The 17,738-nt window shown below is 72.7% G+C and carries 16 protein-coding genes; 9 read left to right on the top strand and 7 right to left on the bottom strand.

Translation table 11 applies throughout. The features are described from left to right. Positions 1–26: 26 nt before the first annotated feature. Positions 27–1,145, bottom strand: coding sequence for a citrate synthase (locus SJY07_RS09385; protein WP_380158607.1), 1,119 nt, complete (start codon positions 1,143–1,145; stop codon positions 27–29). A gap of 54 nt (positions 1,146–1,199) precedes the next feature. Between SJY07_RS09385 and SJY07_RS09380 the strand changes: the two genes are divergently transcribed. The 6 genes from SJY07_RS09380 to arfB all read left to right on the top strand — a co-directional run bounded on the left by SJY07_RS09380 (position 1,200) and on the right by arfB (position 8,354). Continuing rightward, positions 1,200–2,333: a citrate/2-methylcitrate synthase gene (locus SJY07_RS09380; protein WP_380158605.1), complete on the top strand. Its 1,134-nt coding sequence runs from the start codon at positions 1,200–1,202 to the stop codon at positions 2,331–2,333. Positions 2,334–2,633: 300 nt separating this feature from the next. Then, a complete protein-coding gene (locus SJY07_RS09375) occupies positions 2,634–5,135 on the top strand; it encodes an ATP-dependent Clp protease ATP-binding subunit (RefSeq protein ID WP_328294524.1) in 2,502 nt (833 codons plus the stop codon). Positions 5,136–5,327: 192 nt separating this feature from the next. Beyond that, positions 5,328–5,873 carry an amino-acid N-acetyltransferase gene (locus SJY07_RS09370; protein ID WP_380158603.1) on the top strand — a complete coding sequence of 182 codons (546 nt, stop codon included), beginning with the start codon at positions 5,328–5,330 and terminating at the stop codon, positions 5,871–5,873. Continuing rightward, positions 5,870–6,367 (top strand): gluconokinase, encoded by a 498-nt coding sequence (locus SJY07_RS09365; protein WP_328294526.1) that lies wholly within the window; start codon positions 5,870–5,872, stop codon positions 6,365–6,367. The genes SJY07_RS09370 and SJY07_RS09365 overlap by 4 nt, the downstream gene beginning before the upstream one ends. A gap of 14 nt (positions 6,368–6,381) precedes the next feature. Continuing rightward, positions 6,382–7,803, top strand: coding sequence for a gluconate:H+ symporter (locus SJY07_RS09360; RefSeq protein ID WP_328294527.1), 1,422 nt, complete (start codon positions 6,382–6,384; stop codon positions 7,801–7,803). A 125-nt stretch (positions 7,804–7,928) separates the two neighbouring features. Then, on the top strand, positions 7,929–8,354 hold the full coding sequence (gene arfB, locus SJY07_RS09355) for an alternative ribosome rescue aminoacyl-tRNA hydrolase ArfB (RefSeq protein ID WP_328294528.1): 426 nt from the start codon (positions 7,929–7,931) through the stop codon (positions 8,352–8,354). 7 nt (positions 8,355–8,361) lie between these two features. Here the strand turns inward: arfB and SJY07_RS09350 are convergent, their stop codons facing one another. Beyond that, positions 8,362–9,258, bottom strand: a complete 897-nt coding sequence (locus SJY07_RS09350; RefSeq protein WP_380158600.1) for an A/G-specific adenine glycosylase — start codon at positions 9,256–9,258, stop codon at positions 8,362–8,364. A gap of 64 nt (positions 9,259–9,322) precedes the next feature. On the opposite strand from SJY07_RS09350, the gene SJY07_RS09345 reads away from it, so the two are divergent. Next, on the top strand, positions 9,323–9,973 hold the full coding sequence (locus SJY07_RS09345) for a hypothetical protein (protein ID WP_380158598.1): 651 nt from the start codon (positions 9,323–9,325) through the stop codon (positions 9,971–9,973). Between the two features lie 89 nt (positions 9,974–10,062). Here SJY07_RS09345 and disA read toward each other — a convergent pair whose 3' ends face one another. The 3 genes from disA to SJY07_RS09330 all read right to left on the bottom strand — a co-directional run bounded on the left by disA (position 10,063) and on the right by SJY07_RS09330 (position 13,122). Further along, positions 10,063–11,142 (bottom strand): DNA integrity scanning diadenylate cyclase DisA, encoded by a 1,080-nt coding sequence (disA, locus tag SJY07_RS09340; RefSeq protein ID WP_328294531.1) that lies wholly within the window; start codon positions 11,140–11,142, stop codon positions 10,063–10,065. A gap of 100 nt (positions 11,143–11,242) precedes the next feature. Beyond that, positions 11,243–12,661, bottom strand: a complete 1,419-nt coding sequence (radA, locus tag SJY07_RS09335) for a DNA repair protein RadA (protein WP_328294532.1) — start codon at positions 12,659–12,661, stop codon at positions 11,243–11,245. 95 nt (positions 12,662–12,756) lie between these two features. Next, positions 12,757–13,122 carry a hypothetical protein gene (locus SJY07_RS09330; protein WP_328294533.1) on the bottom strand — a complete coding sequence of 122 codons (366 nt, stop codon included), beginning with the start codon at positions 13,120–13,122 and terminating at the stop codon, positions 12,757–12,759. Between the two features lie 191 nt (positions 13,123–13,313). Between SJY07_RS09330 and SJY07_RS09325 the strand changes: the two genes are divergently transcribed. Beyond that, entirely contained in the window at positions 13,314–14,432 is a 1,119-nt protein-coding gene (locus SJY07_RS09325) for a diguanylate cyclase domain-containing protein (RefSeq protein ID WP_380158595.1), read from the top strand. Beyond that, positions 14,429–16,225 carry an EAL domain-containing protein gene (locus SJY07_RS09320; protein WP_328294535.1) on the top strand — a complete coding sequence of 599 codons (1,797 nt, stop codon included), beginning with the start codon at positions 14,429–14,431 and terminating at the stop codon, positions 16,223–16,225. Before SJY07_RS09325 ends, SJY07_RS09320 begins: the two co-directional genes overlap by 4 nt. Here the strand turns inward: SJY07_RS09320 and SJY07_RS09315 are convergent. Both SJY07_RS09315 and SJY07_RS09310 read right to left on the bottom strand, forming a co-directional pair. Further along, positions 16,192–16,881, bottom strand: coding sequence for a class I SAM-dependent methyltransferase (locus SJY07_RS09315; RefSeq protein WP_328294536.1), 690 nt, complete (start codon positions 16,879–16,881; stop codon positions 16,192–16,194). The two genes, SJY07_RS09320 and SJY07_RS09315, sit on opposite strands and share 34 nt — an antisense overlap. Next, positions 16,878–17,696: a hypothetical protein gene (locus tag SJY07_RS09310; protein WP_328294537.1), complete on the bottom strand. Its 819-nt coding sequence runs from the start codon at positions 17,694–17,696 to the stop codon at positions 16,878–16,880. Before SJY07_RS09310 ends, SJY07_RS09315 begins: the two co-directional genes overlap by 4 nt. Between the last annotated feature and the right edge of the window lie 42 nt (positions 17,697–17,738).

Here is a 17,738-nt window from a genome sequence, read left to right as displayed (position 1 = left end):
ACCCTAACTCAAAGCTTCTAGAAAGATCACTCTCCGTGTAAGCCTCGTACACGGAAACGGAGAGCCGGGGCGGCGTACTCCTCGAGGGCGTGCGCCATCCACCCCGCGCAGCGCGCCACCTCGAAGAGGAGCTCGCCCACCTCGCCCGGCAACCCGTGGGCGTGGGTGAAGGCCGCGAGACCCAGGTCCACGTTGGGGAAGGCGCCCGCACCGTGGACGCGGACCACGCGCTCCAGCACCGGGGGCAGGACCTCCGCGACCGGCGAGGCCGGCGGCGTCGTCAGCACCGTCGCCAGCAACTCCTCGGCCCTCGGGTCCGACGTCGCGTGCACCACGTGCCCGAACCCGGGAGGGCGCACCCCGGGCTCCACGACGAGGGACCCGCCCAGGGCGTCGGCGAGGAAGCGGTGGGCCCCCGAGACGGCCCCCGCGTGCAGCGACCCGTCCGCCGCACCGAGCGCCGCCGACAGCACCGATGTCAGCGGTGCCCGGGCGCTCGCCGCCACCCGGGCCGCGACCGTCGAGACCGCGAGGCCGTGGTCGGCCAGCAGGACCAGCGGCGCGTCCAGGCGCACCCCGGGGGCGCCCGCCGCCGCCGCGAGCCCCTCGCCCACGGACGGCCCCGGGGCCAGGGCCCCCAGGACCGAGCCGAGGACGACCTCCGGGGAGCTCAGTGCACCGCCGAGGGCGCCACCGAGCGCGCCCACGACGCTCACCGCGACGCGGAGCCGGTCCGGCAGCCGGCACCCCGCCGGCAGGGCGTCGAGCACCACACGCGCCTGCCGGCTGAGCTCCGCGTCCGCCGCGAAGGGACCCGGCGTCGCGGTGCCGGACCACAGCAGCCGCGCGACGGCCTCGAAGGAGTGCCCGCGGGAGAGCTCGACCGCGTCGTGGCCGCGGTAGCGCAACCGGTCGCCGTCGATCGAGGTCAGCGCGCTGCGGACCGTCTCCACGGCCCCCACCGGGCGGCGGCCGCTGCGCCCGCGCCCGGCCAGCGCGTCGACCTCGGCCGCGTCGAACCGGCTGCCCCGGCCGTCGGTGGCGGCGTGGGAGAGCAGCTGCCCGCGGCTCACGTAGGCGTAGAGCGTGGCGACCTTCACCCCGAGGCGGTGCGCCGCCTCGGCGGTCGTCAGCAGTTCACCCACGGTTGATCGGATCAACGTTGACGCCGCCACGTCAAGGCGCGGACGGTGACGGGCATGACGTTGACGAGCGAGGTCCCCGCAGGGTTGCGCGGTGTGGTGGTCACGACGACCGGGCTCGGTGACGTGCGCGGTGACGAGGGGTTCTTCCACTACCGGCAGTACTCGGCCATCGACCTGGCCCGCCACCGCAGCGTCGAGGACGTGTGGTTCCTGCTGCACCGCGGCGCGCTGCCCACGCCGGTGGAGGCGCAGGGCTTCCTGGCCGAGGTCGCCGCCCAGCGGCACCTGCCCGCGGTGCTGGCGGACGCGCTACCGGTCGTCGCGTCCGCCGGGGGCCCGCTGCTGAGCGGGCTGCGCACGGCGCTGTCCCTGCTCGGCGCCGCCGAGGGGTTCCGGCCCGTCTACGACCTGGACCCCGCCGCCCGGGCCGCCGACGCGCTGCGGGTCTGCGCGCTGACCCCGACGGTCCTGGCCGCCCTGCACCGCCTCCGCTCCGGGGTGGAGCCCGTGGCACCCCGCGAGGACCTCGACGCGGCAGCGAACTGGCTGTGGATGCTGACCGGTCGTGAGCCCGCACCCGAGCACGTCCGGGCGATCCGTCGCTACCTGGTGAGCACCGTCGACCACGGCTTCAACGCCTCGACCTTCACCGCCCGCGTCGTCGCCTCCACCGGGGCGGACGTCGCCGCCGCCGTCGTGGCCGCGCTCGGAGCGTTCTCCGGGCCGCTGCACGGGGGTGCCCCGGACCGGGCCCTCGCGGCGCTGGAGGAGATCGGCACGCCGGGGCGCGCCGAGCAGTGGGTGCGCGACCAGCTCGCCGCCGGGGGCCGGGTCATGGGGTTCGGCCACGCCGTCTACCGGACCCGCGACCCCCGTGCCGTCCTGCTCCGCGAGACCGCCCTCGAGCTCGGCGGGGACCTCGCCGAGCTCGCCGCGGCGGTGGAGGACCGGGTCGTGGCGGTGCTCGCCGAGCTCAAGCCCGGCCGGTCGCTGCACGCCAACGTCGAGTACTACGCCGGGGTCGTGATGGCCCAGGCCGGGCTCGACCCCTCGCTCTTCACCCCGACCTTCGCGACCAGCCGGGTGATCGGCTGGTGCGCCAACGTCCTCGAGCAGGCGCAGGACCCCCGCATCATCCGGCCCGCCGCGCGCTACGACGGGCCGCCGGCGCCCTCACCCCTGCCCTGACGGGGAGGTCGGCTCCACCCGCCGGCCGCGGGGGCGGGGTCCACGAGGGCCACCCCGGGCAGTGCCTCCCGGCCGCTCGACGGCGTTCCTGAGGGGTTCGAGGGCATTGCGCCAACGGCGAACGAGGTGGCGGAACACCCTGTGCGGGGCGCAAGTTGGACAGGACAACCGGGTCACGAACGCCTCACGAACCTCCGCAGGACGCGGACGGGAGTGAACGTGTCGGAGCTCGGGTCTAGCATCGGAATGGTTCGTGGGGGACTTGCTCCCACGGACTCGACCACCCGCGAGGAGCGCCGCATGTTCGAGAGGTTCACCGACCGCGCCCGACGGGTCGTCGTCCTGGCCCAAGAAGAGGCCCGGATGCTCAACCACAACTACATCGGGACCGAGCACATCCTGCTCGGCCTGATCCACGAGGGCGAAGGCGTCGCCGCCAAGGCCCTCGAGTCGCTGGGCATCTCCCTGGACGCGGTCCGCGAGCAGGTCCAGGAGATCATCGGTCAGGGCCAGCAGGCCCCGTCCGGTCACATCCCCTTCACCCCCCGCGCCAAGAAGGTCCTCGAGCTGTCGCTGCGCGAAGCGCTGCAGCTGGGCCACAACTACATCGGGACCGAGCACATCCTGCTCGGCCTCATCCGCGAGGGTGAGGGCGTCGCCGCCCAGGTGCTCGTCAAGCTCGGTGCCGACCTGAACCGCGTGCGGCAGCAGGTCATCCAGCTGCTGTCGGGCTACCAGGGCAAGGAGCCCGCGACCGCCGGCGGTCCGCAGGAGGGCACCCCGTCCGGGTCGCTCGTCCTCGACCAGTTCGGCCGCAACCTGACCCAGGCCGCCCGTGAGGGCAAGCTCGACCCGGTCATCGGTCGTGACCCGCAGATCGAGCGCGTCATGCAGGTCCTGTCGCGCCGCACCAAGAACAACCCGATCCTCATCGGTGAACCGGGGGTCGGCAAGACCGCCGTCGTCGAGGGGCTCGCGCAGTCCGTCGTGCGCGGCGAGGTGCCGGAGACGCTGAAGGACAAGCAGATCTACACCCTCGACCTCGGCGCGCTCGTCGCCGGGTCGCGCTACCGCGGTGACTTCGAGGAGCGCCTGCGCAAGGTCCTCAAGGAGATCCGCACCCGCGGCGACATCATCCTGTTCATCGACGAGATCCACACCCTCGTCGGAGCCGGTGCCGCCGAGGGCGCGATCGACGCCGCCAGCATCCTCAAGCCCATGCTCGCCCGCGGTGAGCTGCAGACCATCGGGGCGACGACCCTCGACGAGTTCCGCAAGCACATCGAGAAGGACCCCGCGCTGGAGCGTCGCTTCCAGCCGATCCAGGTCCCGGAGCCGACGCTGGCCCACGCCATCGAGATCCTCAAGGGTCTGCGCGACCGCTACGAGGCGCACCACCGCGTCTCGATCACGGACGCTGCGCTGGTCGCGGCCGCGACGCTGGCCGACCGCTACGTCAACGACCGCTACCTCCCGGACAAGGCGATCGACCTGATCGACGAGGCCGGCGCCCGGTTGCGGATCCGCCGCATGACCGCACCGCCGGACCTGCGCGAGTTCGACGAGCGCATCGCCGACGTCCGCCGCGAGAAGGAGAGCGCGATCGACGCGCAGGACTTCGAGAAGGCCGCGTCCCTGCGCGACGGCGAGAAGAAGCTGCTGGCGCAGAAGGGCGAGCGCGAGAAGCAGTGGAAGTCCGGCGACATGGACGTCATCGCCGAGGTCGACGAGGAACTGATCGCCGAGGTCCTGGCCACCGCCACGGGCATCCCGGTCGTTCGGTTGACCGAGGAGGAGTCCACGCGCCTGCTCCACATGGAGGACGAGCTGCACAAGCGCGTCATCGGCCAGAACGACGCCATCAGGGCGCTGTCCCAGGCGATCCGACGCACCCGCGCGGGGTTGAAGGACCCCAAGCGTCCCGGTGGTTCGTTCATCTTCGCCGGTCCGACCGGAGTCGGGAAGACGGAGCTGGCGAAGGCGTTGGCGGAGTTCCTCTTCGGTGAGGAGGACGCCCTCATCCAGCTGGACATGTCGGAGTTCTCCGAGAAGCACACCGTCTCCCGCCTCTTCGGCTCCCCTCCTGGCTACGTCGGCTACGAAGAAGGCGGTCAGCTGACGGAGAAGGTGCGGCGCAAGCCGTTCTCGGTGGTCCTCTTCGACGAGGTCGAGAAGGCGCACCCGGACATCTTCAACTCGCTGCTGCAGATCCTGGAGGACGGTCGTCTGACCGACTCCCAGGGCCGCATGGTCGACTTCAAGAACACCGTGATCATCATGACGACGAACCTGGGGACGCGGGACATCTCCAAGGGCGTCGGCACCGGGTTCGCCGCGGGGTCGCAGACCTCGCAGACGAACTACGACCGGATGAAGTCGAAGGTCAACGACGAGCTCAAGCAGCACTTCCGGCCCGAGTTCCTCAACCGCGTCGACGACATCGTCGTGTTCCCGCAGCTGACGCAGGAGGAGATCGTCCAGATCGTCGACCTGTTCATCAAGCGGGTGGACGACCGGTTGAAGGACAAGGACATGGGCATCGAGCTCACGCCGTCGGCGAAGGTCCTGCTGGCGACCAAGGGCTACGACCCGGTCCTGGGTGCTCGTCCGTTGCGCCGCACGATCCAGCGCGACATCGAGGACGTCCTGTCCGAGAAGATCCTCTTCGGCGAACTCCGCGCCGGCCAGATCATCTCGGTGGACACCGAGGGCGAAGGGACCGAGCAGAAGTTCACCTTCGAGGGCACTTCGAAGGAAGACCTGCCCGTGACCGTCCCCGTCGGTGACACGATCGAGGACTGACCTCACCAGCACGACGGCCCGGCACCCCTCGTGGAGTGCCGGGCCGTTCTGCGTCCACGGTGCCCGAGGGGGATCGTTGACTCCACGAGGACACTCGACGTCACCGTTGGGCCAACGCTCCCGGCGAGTGGGACCGGGGAGGCAACGATCCCACCGGCTCGTGCGCCGCGCCGCGTCTGGGAGGATCACGGGGTGCCGACCGGATCCGACGTCCTCGTCCGTCCCGCCCGGACGGGAGACATCCCCGAGGTCCGACGGCTCGTCGAGGTCTACGCGCGCCAGCGCATCCTGCTGGGCAAGGAGCTCATCACCCTCTACGAGGCCGTCCAGGAGTTCGTCGTCGCCGAGCTGCGCGACGAGAACGGCGCCCGGGTCGTGGGGTGCGGGGCGATGCACGTGCTGTGGGAGGACCTCGCCGAGGTCCGCACCCTCGCCGTCGACCCGACCGTCCGGGGGTCCGGGGCCGGCGGCAAGATCCTCGAGGCGCTGCTGCAGCGCGCGGACGACCTCGGGGTCACCCGGTTGTTCTGCCTCACCTTCGAGACCGCGTTCTTCGCACGGCACGGCTTCGTCGAGATCGAGGGGACCCCGGTCGAGCCGGAGGTCTACGCCGAGATGCTCCGCAGCCACGACGAGGGGGTCGCGGAGTTCCTCGACCTCGCTCGCGTCAAACCGAACACGCTGGGCAACAGCAGGATGCTGCGGGTCGTCCCCGCGGCGGGTGGAGGGAACCGATGAGCAGCACGACGGTGATCGTCATGGGCGTCTCCGGCAGCGGGAAGACGACGCTCGCGCAGGACCTGGCCACGGCCAAGGGCTGGACCTACGCCGAGGGCGACGAGTTCCACTCCGAGGCCAACGTCGCCAAGATGGCGTCCGGGCACCCCCTCACCGACGAGGACCGCTGGCCCTGGCTGCAGTCCATCGCCGACTGGATCTCCGCACGCGAGGCCGCGGGGGAGTCCGTCGTCGTCACCTGCTCGGCGCTCAAGCGGGTCTACCGGGACCTGCTGGCCAAGGACAACCCCTCCGTCGTCTTCTGCGAACTCCAGGTCCCGGCCGAGGTCCTGGAGCAGCGGATGGCCGAGCGGAAGAACCACTACATGCCGGCGTCGTTGCTGCGCAGCCAGCTCGACACCCTCGAGGATCTCCACCCCGACGAGCGCGGGTTCCGGGTCCGGGTGCAGGGTGGTCCCGATCACGTGCTGAACGAGGTGCTCCGACACCTCTGACCCCGGAGGTGTCGATGACGACCGCCCTGTCCACCGCTGTCCAGTCTGCCGCCTGGACGGGCACCGACACCCGGTTGGTGGTCGCCGCACTGCTCGGCATCGCCGTCGTGGTCGTCGTCGTCTCGTGGGCCAAGCTCAACGCGTTCATCGCGTTGATCCTCGGTTCGGCCGTCCTCGGTCTCGTCGCGGGGATGCCGGTCGCTGACATCGTCGCCTCGTTCTCCATCGGGCTCGGCGACGGGGACGGTGCCGCCGGTGGCGCGGGCAAGACGTTCGCCGACGTCGGCATCCTCGTCGCGCTGGGGGCGGTGCTGGGCCGCTTCCTGGCCGACTCCGGCGGGGCCAACGAGCTCGTCGACCGCGTGGTGGACCGCGTCCACGGCAAGGCGCTGCCGTGGGCCCTGGCCGGTGCGGCCGTCGTCGTGGGTCTGCCGATGTTCTTCGAGATCGGGCTGGTGCTGCTCGTCCCGATCGTCGTGCTCGTCGCCAAGCGCACCGGCCGTCCGGTCCTGAGCCTCGGGATCCCCGCCGTGGCCGGGTTGTCCGTGCTGCACGGGTTCGTGCCACCGCACCCGGGACCGCTGGTCGCGATCGACAACCTGCACGCCGACCTCGGCCGGACCCTCGCCTTCGGTCTGGTTCTCGCGATCCCGACCGTGGTGATCGCCGGTCCGCTGCTCGCGCCGCTGGTCTCGCGCTTCGGCCCCCAGGACGCCGAGCACCTGCCCACGACGGGCGGTGATCTCGGGGGTGCTGATCCGGACGCTCGCCGACCCTCCCTGCCGGGCATCCTCACCGTCGTCCTGCTCCCGGTCGCACTGATGCTCGCCCGCGCCGTCGCCGAGATCGCCCTGCCCGAGGAGAACGGCGCCCGGACGCTGCTGGTGGCTCTCGGCACCCCGCTGGTGGCCCTGCTCATCGGGGTCCTCGCCGCGATCCCGCTGCTGGGGCTCAGCGTCGGGATGGATCGGCGCAGGATCGGCTCGACCATCGACGCGTCCCTGCCGCCGATCGCCTCGACGCTGCTGATCATCGCCGCCGGCGGCGGGTTCAAGCAGGTCCTCATCGACGCCGGGGTCGGGAAGCTGGTGGGGGAGCAGGCGTCCGTGCTGAGCCTGTCGCCGCTGATCCTGGGTTGGATCGTCGCCGTGCTCATCCGGCTCGCGACGGGGTCCGCGACGGTGGCGACCATCACCGCGGCGAGCATCGTCGCCCCGTTGGCGGGTGACCTCTCCGCCAACCACCTCGCCCTGCTGGCCCTCTCGGTCGGGGCCGGCTCGCTGTTCTTCTCCCACGTCAACGACGTCGGGTTCTGGCTGGTCAAGCAGTACTTCGGCCTCACCGTGGGGCAGACGCTGAAGAGCTGGTCGGTCATGGAGACCGTCATCTCGGTGTGCGGTCTCGGCGGTGTCCTGCTCCTCAGCCTGGCCTTCTGACCCGCGGAAACAACACTTTCCGCCCCCACGAGCGCGCCGTCGGGGCGGAAAGTGTTGTTTCCGCCGGGAAGGGGCGGGGTGGCAGGGCGGAAAGTGTTGTTTCCGCGAGGTGGGAGGGTGGGGGTGTGGACGGCGACCTCGTGGTGAACCGCCGGGTGACGATCCCGGAGGCGGAACTCCGCGAACGGTTCTCCCGCTCCAGCGGGCCCGGCGGGCAGGGCGTCAACACCACCGATTCCCGCGTCGAGCTGACCTTCGACCTCGAGCGGTCACCGTCGGTGCCCGAGGACCTGCGCGAACGTGCGCTGGGGCGCCTCGAGGGCAGGCTCGTCGACGGCACCCTCACCGTCGCGGCCCAGGAGCACCGCGCTCAGCTGCGCAACCGGGCGGCCGCCGCGGAACGGCTGCGCAGCCAGCTCGCGGCGGCGTTCGCCCCCGAGCCGGCGAAGCGGCGGCCCACGAAGCCCACCCGGGGTTCGCAGCGTCGCCGGCTGGAGACGAAGCGTCAGCGCAGCGACACCAAACGCCTCCGCCGCTCCACCGACGACTGACCCGTGCTCAGGAGCGGGGGAGGGTGAAGCGGCCGTCGGGGAGGGGTTCGACGAGACCGTCGGACACCAGCCCGTCGAGACAGCGCTCGCGTTGGGCCGCGTCCAACCAGCAGGCAGCGAGCTCCTCCGCGGTGACCGGCTCCGAGGACGCGCGGAGGACCGCGAGCAGCTTCCCGCGCACCTGGCGGTCGGTCCCGGCCCAGGCCTGCCCGCGGCGGGGCGGGCCGGTGGGGGCGGGGCGACCCGCCAGCACCCACGCGCACCGCGACACCAACGGGCACCGTCCGCACGAGGGGGAGCGCGCCGTGCAGACCAGCGCCCCCAGCTCCATGACGGCGACGGCCCAGCGGGCGGCGGTGGCCGCGTCGTCGGGCAGCAGGTCCACGGCCAGCCGGTTCTCGGCCGCGGTGAGCGAGGCGGCCGGTTCCGCCGTCCCGGTCACCGCGCGGGCGTGCACCCGGCGGACGTTGGTGTCGACGACGGCGTGCCGCTGCCCGAACGCGAACGAGGCCACGGCCGCCGCGGTGTAGGCGCCGATCCCCGGCAGCGACAGCAGCTGCGCGTGCTCGGAGGGGACGAGACCACCGTGCTCGTCGCGGATCGCGACGGCCGCCGCGTGCAGGCGCAGCGCCCGGCGCGGGTAGCCGAGCCGGTTCCACATCCGCACGGCCTCGCCGGGCGGGTCGGCGGCCAGGTCGGTGGGCGTCGGCCAGCGCTGCATCCACGCCTCCCACTGCGGCAGCACCCGGGCGACGGGGGTCTGCTGCAGCATCACCTCGCTGACCAGGACCCCCCAGGGCGAGCGGTCGGGCGCGCGCCACGGCAGGTTGCGGGCGTGGTCGGCGTACCAGCCCAGGACCGTGTCGTGCAGGTCCAGGACGTGGTCCGGCGTGGTGGGAGTCATCGCGGGGGATCGTCGCACGGCGCGCCTCCCGGCGCCCGACACGCCGGACACCTACCTTTCCCCGGTGAGCAGCGTCCTGCACCCCGTCGGACCTGAGGACAAGGGCATCTACTGGCGACGACGCCTGGTGACCATCGTCGTACTGCTCGTGGTCATCGTGCTCGCCGTCGTCGGGATCCGCGCTCTCACCGCCACCGACGACGCCGCGGCCCAGGGCCAGAAGCTCGACCCCAGTCACGTCGCCTCCACCCTCACCGCCGCCCCCGGTCCCAGCACCTCGCCCGGTGCCACCCCCACAGACAGCCCCACGGACAGCCCGACGGACAGCCCCACGGGCAGCGCGACCGGGTCGCCGACGGCGACCGGCACCGGGGCGGTCGCCCCGTGCGAACCCGCCGCGCTGACCGTCGCCCTCACCTCCGACGCCACCACCTACGGCCCCGGCAAGGCCCCGCGGTTCGTGGTCACCGTCACCAACACCTCCCAGACCGCCTGCACCGCCGAGATCGGCAGCGGCGTGCGGGGCCTCGTGGCGACCGACGCGTCGGGGGCCCAGGTGTGGTCCACAGCCGACTGCGAGGCCTCCACGGCGTCGCAGGTCTACACGATCCAGCCGTCCAAGAACCGCGCGATGACGACGGTCTGGTCGCGGCTGCACTCCGCCGCCGGCTGCCCCCCGACCAGCAGGCCGTCGCCGACGGCAACTACACGGTGACGGCGACGTGGGACCAGATCGTCACCGCACCCCTGACGATCGCCCTCACGAGCTGACCGTCCCCGCGACCCACCCCGTGGGGCGCGGCCTCAGACGTAGCGTTCGAGGATCGAGCTCTCGGCCAGGCGCGAGAGCCCCTCGCGCACCGCGCGGGCACGCTGCTCGCCGACACCGTCGACGGTCATGAGGTCGTCGATGCTCGCCGCGAGCAGCTTCTGCAGGTCGCCGAACTGGTCGACGAGACGTTCCACGATGGCGCCGGGCAACCGCGGGACCCGGTTGAGCAGGCGGAAACCCTTGGGGCTCACCGCGGAATCGAGGGAGTCGCCGCCGACGGAGAACCCGAGGACGCGCGCGACCTGCGCGAGGTCCACGAGGTCGGACTGGTGCAACCCGGCGAGGTTCTCGAGGACCTGCTCCAGCGGACCCTCGTAGCGGCTCGCCTCGAGGTAGTCGCGGACGACGAGTTCACGGTCGGGACCGACCCCGCCGACGAGTTCGTCGAGCTGCAGCGAGAGCAGACGGCCGTCGACCCCGAGTTCGACGACGTAACCGGAGATCTCGTCGGCGATCCGGGAGACCATCTCGATGCGCTGCACGACCGAGCAGACGTCGCGGACGGTCACGAGGTCCTCGATCTCGAGGGCCGACAGCGTGCCCGTGACCTCGTCGAGGCGGGCGCGGTAGCGCTCGAGGGTCTGCAGCGCCTGGTTCGCGCGGCCGAGGATCGCGTCGGAACCCTCGAGGACGTAGCGGCGGTTCCCGGTGTAGACGGCGACGATCCGCATCGACTGCGACACGGAGATGACGGGGAAACCCGTCTGCTTCGCGACGCGTTCGGCGGTGCGGTGCCGAGTCCCGGACTCGCTGGTCTCGATCGCGGAGTCGGGGACGAGTTGCACTGCCGCGCGCACGATCCGGGACACGTCGCGGTCCAGGACGATCGCACCGTCCATCTTGGCCAGTTCCCGCAACCGGGTGGCCGAGAACTCGACGTCCAGGGTGAAACCCCCGGTGCACAACGAGTCCACGACGCGGTCCAGACCGAGCACGATGAGGGCGCCCGTCCGACCGCGCAGGATGCGCTCGAGACCGTCGCGCAGTTCCGTCCCGGGCGCGATGATCGCCAGGGTCTGCCGCAGGACCTCGTCCGGCGTCCGGTCGACCACGGGTCACCCTCCGAAAACGATCGTCTCGCGCACATCCGAACCTGGTCGGAGTCTAACCGCGGTGCGGGTGGGACGGGTGGGTCGCCCTCGCCGAACCGGCTCAGGCGTCCTCCGGGCGCAGCGCGCGGAGCGCTTCGAGGGCCTCGCGGATGGTCGCGACCTCGATGATCGCCGCCTTCACCTTGGTCGCGCTGACGGCCTCCTTGGCCCCCGGCGGCGCGAGGATCCTGCGGTGGCCGAGCCGCGCGGCCTCGGCGATGCGCGGCCCGAGCATCGTGACCCGGCGGATGTCGCCGGAGAGGGAGACCTCACCGATGGCCGCGACGTCCAGCGGCAGCGCGAACTCCTGGGCCGCGGAGGTGATCGCCAGGCAGATCGCCAGGTCGCTGCCCGGGTCGCTGGAGCGCATCCCGCCGACGGTCGCGGCGTAGACGTCCTTGTCGTAGAGGCGGACCTTCGCGATCCGGTCGGTGACGGCGATGAGCATCCCCACCCGGGAGACGTCGAGGCCGCTGACCCCGCGGCGGGGGTTGGGGGCGTTCGTCGGCGAGACCAGCGCCTGGATCTCGGCGATCAGCGGGCGCCGGCCCTCGACCGTCACCGTGATGCAGGTCCCCGGGACGGGCTGCTCGCGGGAGGCGCGGAACAGGCCGCTGGGGTCGGGCACCTCGACCATCCCGGCGTCGGTCTGCTCGAAGCAGGCGATCTCGTCGGCCGCGCCGTAGCGGTTCTTGACGGCCCGCAGCAGCCGCAGCGTGGTCTGGCGGTCGCCCTCCAGCGCCAGCGTCGTGTCGACGACGTGCTCGAGGGCCCGGGGCCCGGCGACCGTGGACTCCTTGGTCACCTGGCCGACGAGGCAGTGCGCGATGCCGCGGGACTTGGCGAGTCGCGTGAGGGTGCTCGCGACCTCCATCACCTGCGTCACCCCGCCGGCACGCCCCTCGACGTCACCCGAGGCCATCGTCTGCACGGAGTCCACGATGACCAGGGCGACGTCGGGGCCGAGGGCGTCGAGGTGGCCGATCGCCTCGGCGAGGTCGTTGGTGTCGGCCAGGTAGAGGTGCTCCGACGTCGCGCCGATGCGGCGGGCCCGCACCGCGATCTGCTCGACCGACTCCTCGCCCGAGACGTAGAGGACGGGACGTCCCGTCGACTTCGCCACGCTGTCCGCCGTGGTCAGCAGCAGGGTGCTCTTGCCGGCCCCCGGCTCACCCGAGAGCAGCAGCACCTGCCCCGGGACGAGCCCGCCCCCGAGGACCCGGTCGAACTCCGTCAGCCCCGTGCTGAGCCGGTTCTTCACCTCGGCGCTGCTGATCTCGGAGATGCGCCGCGCGGGCCGGACCGGTGCGCTGCCCGTGGCGGAGGCCCGCAGACCCACGACCCGCGTCGACCCGACCTCCTCGACGGTGCTCCAGGCCTGGCACTCCCCGCAGCGCCCGACCCACTTCGCCGTGCTCCAGCCGCACTCGGTGCAGCGGTAGGAGGGTCGGGCGGTCTTGCTGGTGGTCTTCACGGGCACGTCAGGAACCGTAGACGGCGGCTCCGACAGAGGGGACACGACACGGCCCGCCCTCCCCGGGGGGAGGGCGGGCCGTGTCGGAGCGGAGTGGCGGGTCAGACCCCGTAGAGGACCTTCATCGTGGTCATCAGGATGCCCAGCGTGGCGAAGACGAAGCTCGGCACGAACGCGAGGATCGCGGCGCCGATGCTGCCGCTCTTGCGGTAGAGCAGGTAGGCCGAGAAGACCATGACGAGCGCACCGGCGAGGGTGAAGGCCAACCCGACGACGATCCGGGCGCCCGGCGCCGCCTCGTAGGGGTTCGCCCCCAGCAGGAGCAGCGGGACGACCCCCGCCAGGACCAGACCCACGACCCAGATGCCCAGGGCCAGGACCGTCCCGGGCGTGGGCCTGGTCCACTTCATGGGGGCCAGCGCCCGCTGTTCCTCGTGCTGGACCGGCGGGGTGGCGTGCGCGCTCATGCCTCCATCATCCACCGTCGGGACCCTCCGTGACGACCCAGGTCGGCAACGGCTTCCCCCCGACTCCTGCGCCGACTCCTGCGCCGACTCCTGCACCGACTCCTGCACCGACTCCTACGCCGCGTGGGTGAGACCCCCTGCTGCCACCGCCCGCAGCGGTCGACACCCACTGGGTGCCGGGGGAACGCGTCGTGAGGTGGCAACTGTTCGAGGGAGACCTCGAGCGGGACTTCCAGCGTGCCCGCAACCGGGCCCGCTCGCGGTACTTCGTCCCGACGGCCCTGCTGGGGCTGCTCATGTTCGACGCCTACGTCCTCGTCGACCTCGCCCTCGCCCCGCAGGTCCTGGCCTTCTCGTTGCTGCTGCGACTGGGGGTCGTGACCCCCCTGGTGCTGGGCGGTCTGGTCCTCCGCCGCCGGCGGCTCCGCGCGAAACCGGCCTCGGGCATCGACGGCCCGCTCGTCGCCGCGGCCGCCGTGCTCGTGGTGCTCGCGATCGCCGCGATCCAGTACAGCGCCCCGGCGGCCCTGGGGGGCGCCTACTTCGGGGGCTCCTTCATCGTCGTCGTGTTCTTCGTGACGTTGCTGCGCTCCGACGTCCGGCGCGCCGCCGCCTCCCTCGTCGCCATGCTCGCCGCCGTCGCCTGGGGGCAGGCCCTCATCGGGGCCGACGCCGCGGCGACCCAGGTCGCGGCGCTGCTCGCGGTCGCCGTCAGCGGGATGTTCGGCCTCGTGATGGCCGGCAGCGTGGAGAGCAGCGAACGGGCCCGCTTCCTCGCCGAGCGTCGTGAGCGCGCGCTGGGCGCGGAGCGCGAGGACCTCATCGCGGCGCTCGACGAGGCCGCCCACCGCGACGAGATGACGGGCCTGCTGAACCGGCGCGGGCTGCAGCAGCGGCTGCCCGCCGAGGGCACCCCCGTCGGGGTCCTCGTGGTCGACGTCGACCACTTCAAGGCCTACAACGACGCGTTCGGACACCTCGAGGGCGACCGGTGCCTCACGCTGGTGGCGGAGACCCTCGCCGCCCACTCGCGGCCGGGTGACGTCGTGGCCCGCTTCGGTGGGGAGGAGTTCGCCGTGCTGCTCGAAGGCGCCGACCGTGAGGACGTCCTCGCCGCGGGTGAGCGGCTGTGCGCCGCCGTGCGCGACCTCGCCCGCCCGCACCCCTCCCGCCCCGACGGCGGCGACGTCGTGACCATCAGCGTCGGGGTGGCCGTGGGGACCTGGGAGAGCGCGCTGGCCGCCGCGGACGGCGCCGTGTACGCGGCGAAGTCCGCCGGCCGCGACCGCGTGCTGGCGGCGACCCGGTGAGGCGCGCCCCGTTCCTGCGGCTGGGGGAGACGCTGCGCGCGCTCGGCCTGCCCGCCGTCTCACCCAGCTACGAGGCGCTCGCCCGGGAGGCCAGCGACGAGGTCCTGGTCACCGACCCGACCGGGTGGGTGTCCTTCACCTCGCCCACCTTCAGCCGGCGCTGGAACCTCGAGCGGTGGGCGCTGGTCGGCAGCGACGCCTTCGACTGGGTCGTGCCGGAGGACCGTGAGGCAGCTCGCGCGCGCCTGCTCGCCGCGTGCGTCCCGGGGGCCGGGCCCGTCGACAGCGAGCACCGCTTCGTCGTGCGCGCCACGGGCGAGGTCCGCTGGTGCCGGGTCCGCTTCAGCGACGCCCGCCACGTCCGCGGGGTCGGCGGGGTCATCTGGAACGCCCAGGACATCACCGAGGACAAGCGCAACGTCGAGGCGCTGCGCCACCTCGCCGCCCACGACCCGCTGACCGGACTGCCCAACCGGCGTGAGCTCTTCGACGGGTTCCGCGCCGCCCTGCACGCCGGGGACGACACCGCGTTGCTGGTGCTGAGCCTCGACGGGCTGAAGCTCGTCAACGACCGGTACGGCCACGCCGTCGGCGACGAGGTCGTCTGCCGGATCGCCGAGCGCCTGACCGACGTCGTCGGGAACGCGAGCGGCGGGGGTGGGCGGCTCTGCCGCCTCGACGGCGACGAGTTCGCCGTGCTGCTGCGCGGGGCCGAACCCGAGGTCCACCGGGCCCTGCCCGTCCTGGCCGAGCGCGCCGTCGAGGCGGTCCGCGAGCCCCTGTCCGTCCTCGGCCGGACGGTGGCGATCACCACCAGCGTCGGGACGGCCGTGCTGTCGGTGGCCGACGCGCCCGCCGACGCGGACGAGGCCGGGCGGCAGGTGTTCCAGCAGGCCGGGGTCGCGGTGACGGCCGCGAAGTCCGGCGGCCGCGACCGCTGGATCCCGTTCTCGCGCAGCCTGCTCGACAGCGCCCACGACCGGGCCGAGCTGGCGGCGGACCTGCGGCGGGCGCTCGACGCCGACGGGGAGGGACTGCGGGTGCTCTACCAGCCGCTGGTCGACCTCGAGCGGTCCGCGACGGTCGGCTTCGAGGCCCTCGTGCGCTGGGACCACCCCACCCGCGGGTCCGTCCCGCCCTCGGTGTTCGTCGCGATCGCCGAGGAGTCGGACACGATCATCGCGCTCGGGGCGTTCGTCCTGGACACCGCGCTCGCCGCCGCGGTGGAGCTGCAGCGTTCCTCCGGACGCGACGACCTCGAGATCAGCGTCAACCTCTCCGGGCACCAGCTGCGCCGGCCGGGGATCGTCGACGACGTCGCGCAGGCGTTGCTGCGCCACGGGGTGGAACCCTCCAGCCTCTGCCTCGAGGTCACCGAGAGCGTCGCCGTCGCCGACCTCTCCGCGGCCGGGAACACGTTGCAGGAGCTGCGGGCCCTCGGCGTGCGCATCGCCCTCGACGACTTCGGGACGGGGTACTCCTCGCTGTCCTACCTGCGCCGGCTGCCCGTCGACATCCTCAAGATCGACAAGTCGTTCGTGGACGACGTGAGCGACTCGGCCGACGCCGTCGGGGCCGCGGTGCTCTCCGGCATCGTCACGCTGAGCTCGGCGCTGGGTCTGGTGACCGTGGCCGAGGGGATCGAGACCGACCAGTCCCACGCCGTCGTCCGGGGGGCGGGGTGCACGTGGGGACAGGGCTACCTCTTCGCCCGGCCGCTGGCGCTCGCGGACGCGCTGAAGCACCTCGCGGTGGAGGCTCAGAACTCCCGGGACCGCAGCACGACGGCGTAGTCCACGCGGGTCCCGGCGTGCTCGGCGAGGATCTCCTGCGCCTGGCGCGGGGTGAACTCGATGCCGACGACCGCCTCGAGGTCCTCGCGGCGCTCGAACTCCCAGGCGACGTCGAGGCGTTGCACGGACCACCCGCGCCGCGCGAAGAACCGGTCCACCGCGACGGCGTCGTAGCGCGGCAGCGACCGCTGGAACCAGCGCCCGAAGGTGGAGCGGGTCGCGTCGTTGTCGACGACGAACGCCGTCCCGCCGCGGCGCACGACCCGGTCGAGCTCGGCGAGGCCGGGTTCGCAGCCCGGGCCGAAGAAGTAGGCCCAGCGCGCGTGCACGACGTCGACGCTCGCGTCCGGCAGCGGCAGCGCGCCGGCCTCGCCGTGCAGGACGCGGACCCCGTCGATCCCGCGGACCCGGTGCAGCGCACGGCGCAGCAGCGGGGGGTGGGGTTCGACGCCGGTGACCGAGCGGGCCCGCTCCGCGAACCGCGGGAGGTGGAACCCCGTGCCGCAGCCGACGTCGAGGACGTCGGCCCCCGACCAGTCGTGCGTGCGGCGCACGGCCGCCTCGAGGAGCCCGCCGCGGTCGAACGCCAGGTTCTCCAGCTCGTAGACGTCGGGGGAGTTCCAGACGTTCGGGCTGGGGATGACCGAACCGCTCACCGGCCGGCGCGGCCCGGGTCGGCGGGGTGGACGGTGAGGGGGAGCAGGCGCCGGTGCGCGGAACCGTCGCGCGAGCGCGACACGAGGGCCTCGCAGTGCCTCGCGAGTTCCTCGTAGGGCCGGTCGCCGATCATCTCGCGCAGTTCGTTCTCGCAGCTGCGGAACACCGGCCGGGTGCCGATGTGGGCGGCGGGGTTGCCGGTGCAGTACCAGTCGAGGTCGTGGCCGCCCTCGCCCCAGCCGCGCCGGTCGTACTCGGCGATGCTGACCTCGAGGTAGGTGGTCCCGTCACCGCGGGTGACCGTGCGGTAGGAGCGCTTCAGCGGCAGCTGCCAGCAGACGTCGGGTTTGTACTCCAGCGGGTCGACGCCGTCGCGCAGGGCCTGCTGGTGCAGGGCGCAGCCGGCCCCGGCGGCGAAACCGGGCCGGTTGGCGAGGATGCAGCCGCCCTGGTGGACGCGGGTCTTGCGGGCGCCGTCCTCGACCTCGGTCCAGCCGCCGTTCTCCTTGCGGCCCTCCTCGAAGAACTGCCAGGTCTGCGGGGTGAGCTTCTTGACGACCTTCGCGACGCGCTTCTCGTCGGCCTTCTCGGTGAAGTGGGCGCCGAGCGCGCAGCAGCCGACGTCGGGGCGGTCGGCGTAGATCCCGGGACAGCCGTTGCCGAAGATGCAGGTGTAGTCGCTCGTCAGCCAGGTGAGGTCGATCCGGTAGACGGTGTCGGCGCCCTCCTCGGCGGAGAGACCGCGCTCGACGTCGTCGGGGTCGGGGAACTCCACCCACAGGCGGGCGGTGTCCAGCGGTGTCTCCTCGCTCACCGCTGCAGGGTAAGCGTGTTCTGGGGGTGGCGTGGCGTCCCA

Origin of the sequence: Kineococcus sp. R86509 (assembly GCF_042466365.1) — a bacterium.
Lineage (GTDB): Bacteria > Actinomycetota > Actinomycetes > Actinomycetales > Kineococcaceae > Kineococcus.
Note: the sequence above shows the minus strand (reverse complement) of the source record. Positions and strands in the feature narration are given on the sequence as shown.

Coding starts and splice junctions, on each gene's coding strand:
- SJY07_RS09380 (WP_380158605.1), top strand. CDS start 1,200: ATGACGTTGACGAGCGAGGTCCCCGCAGGGTTGCGCGGTGTGGTGGTC.
- SJY07_RS09375 (WP_328294524.1), top strand. CDS start 2,634: ATGTTCGAGAGGTTCACCGACCGCGCCCGACGGGTCGTCGTCCTGGCC.
- SJY07_RS09365 (WP_328294526.1), top strand. CDS start 5,870: ATGAGCAGCACGACGGTGATCGTCATGGGCGTCTCCGGCAGCGGGAAG.
- SJY07_RS09360 (WP_328294527.1), top strand. CDS start 6,382: ATGACGACCGCCCTGTCCACCGCTGTCCAGTCTGCCGCCTGGACGGGC.
- SJY07_RS09350 (WP_380158600.1), bottom strand. CDS start 9,258: ATGACTCCCACCACGCCGGACCACGTCCTGGACCTGCACGACACGGTC.
- SJY07_RS09330 (WP_328294533.1), bottom strand. CDS start 13,122: ATGAGCGCGCACGCCACCCCGCCGGTCCAGCACGAGGAACAGCGGGCG.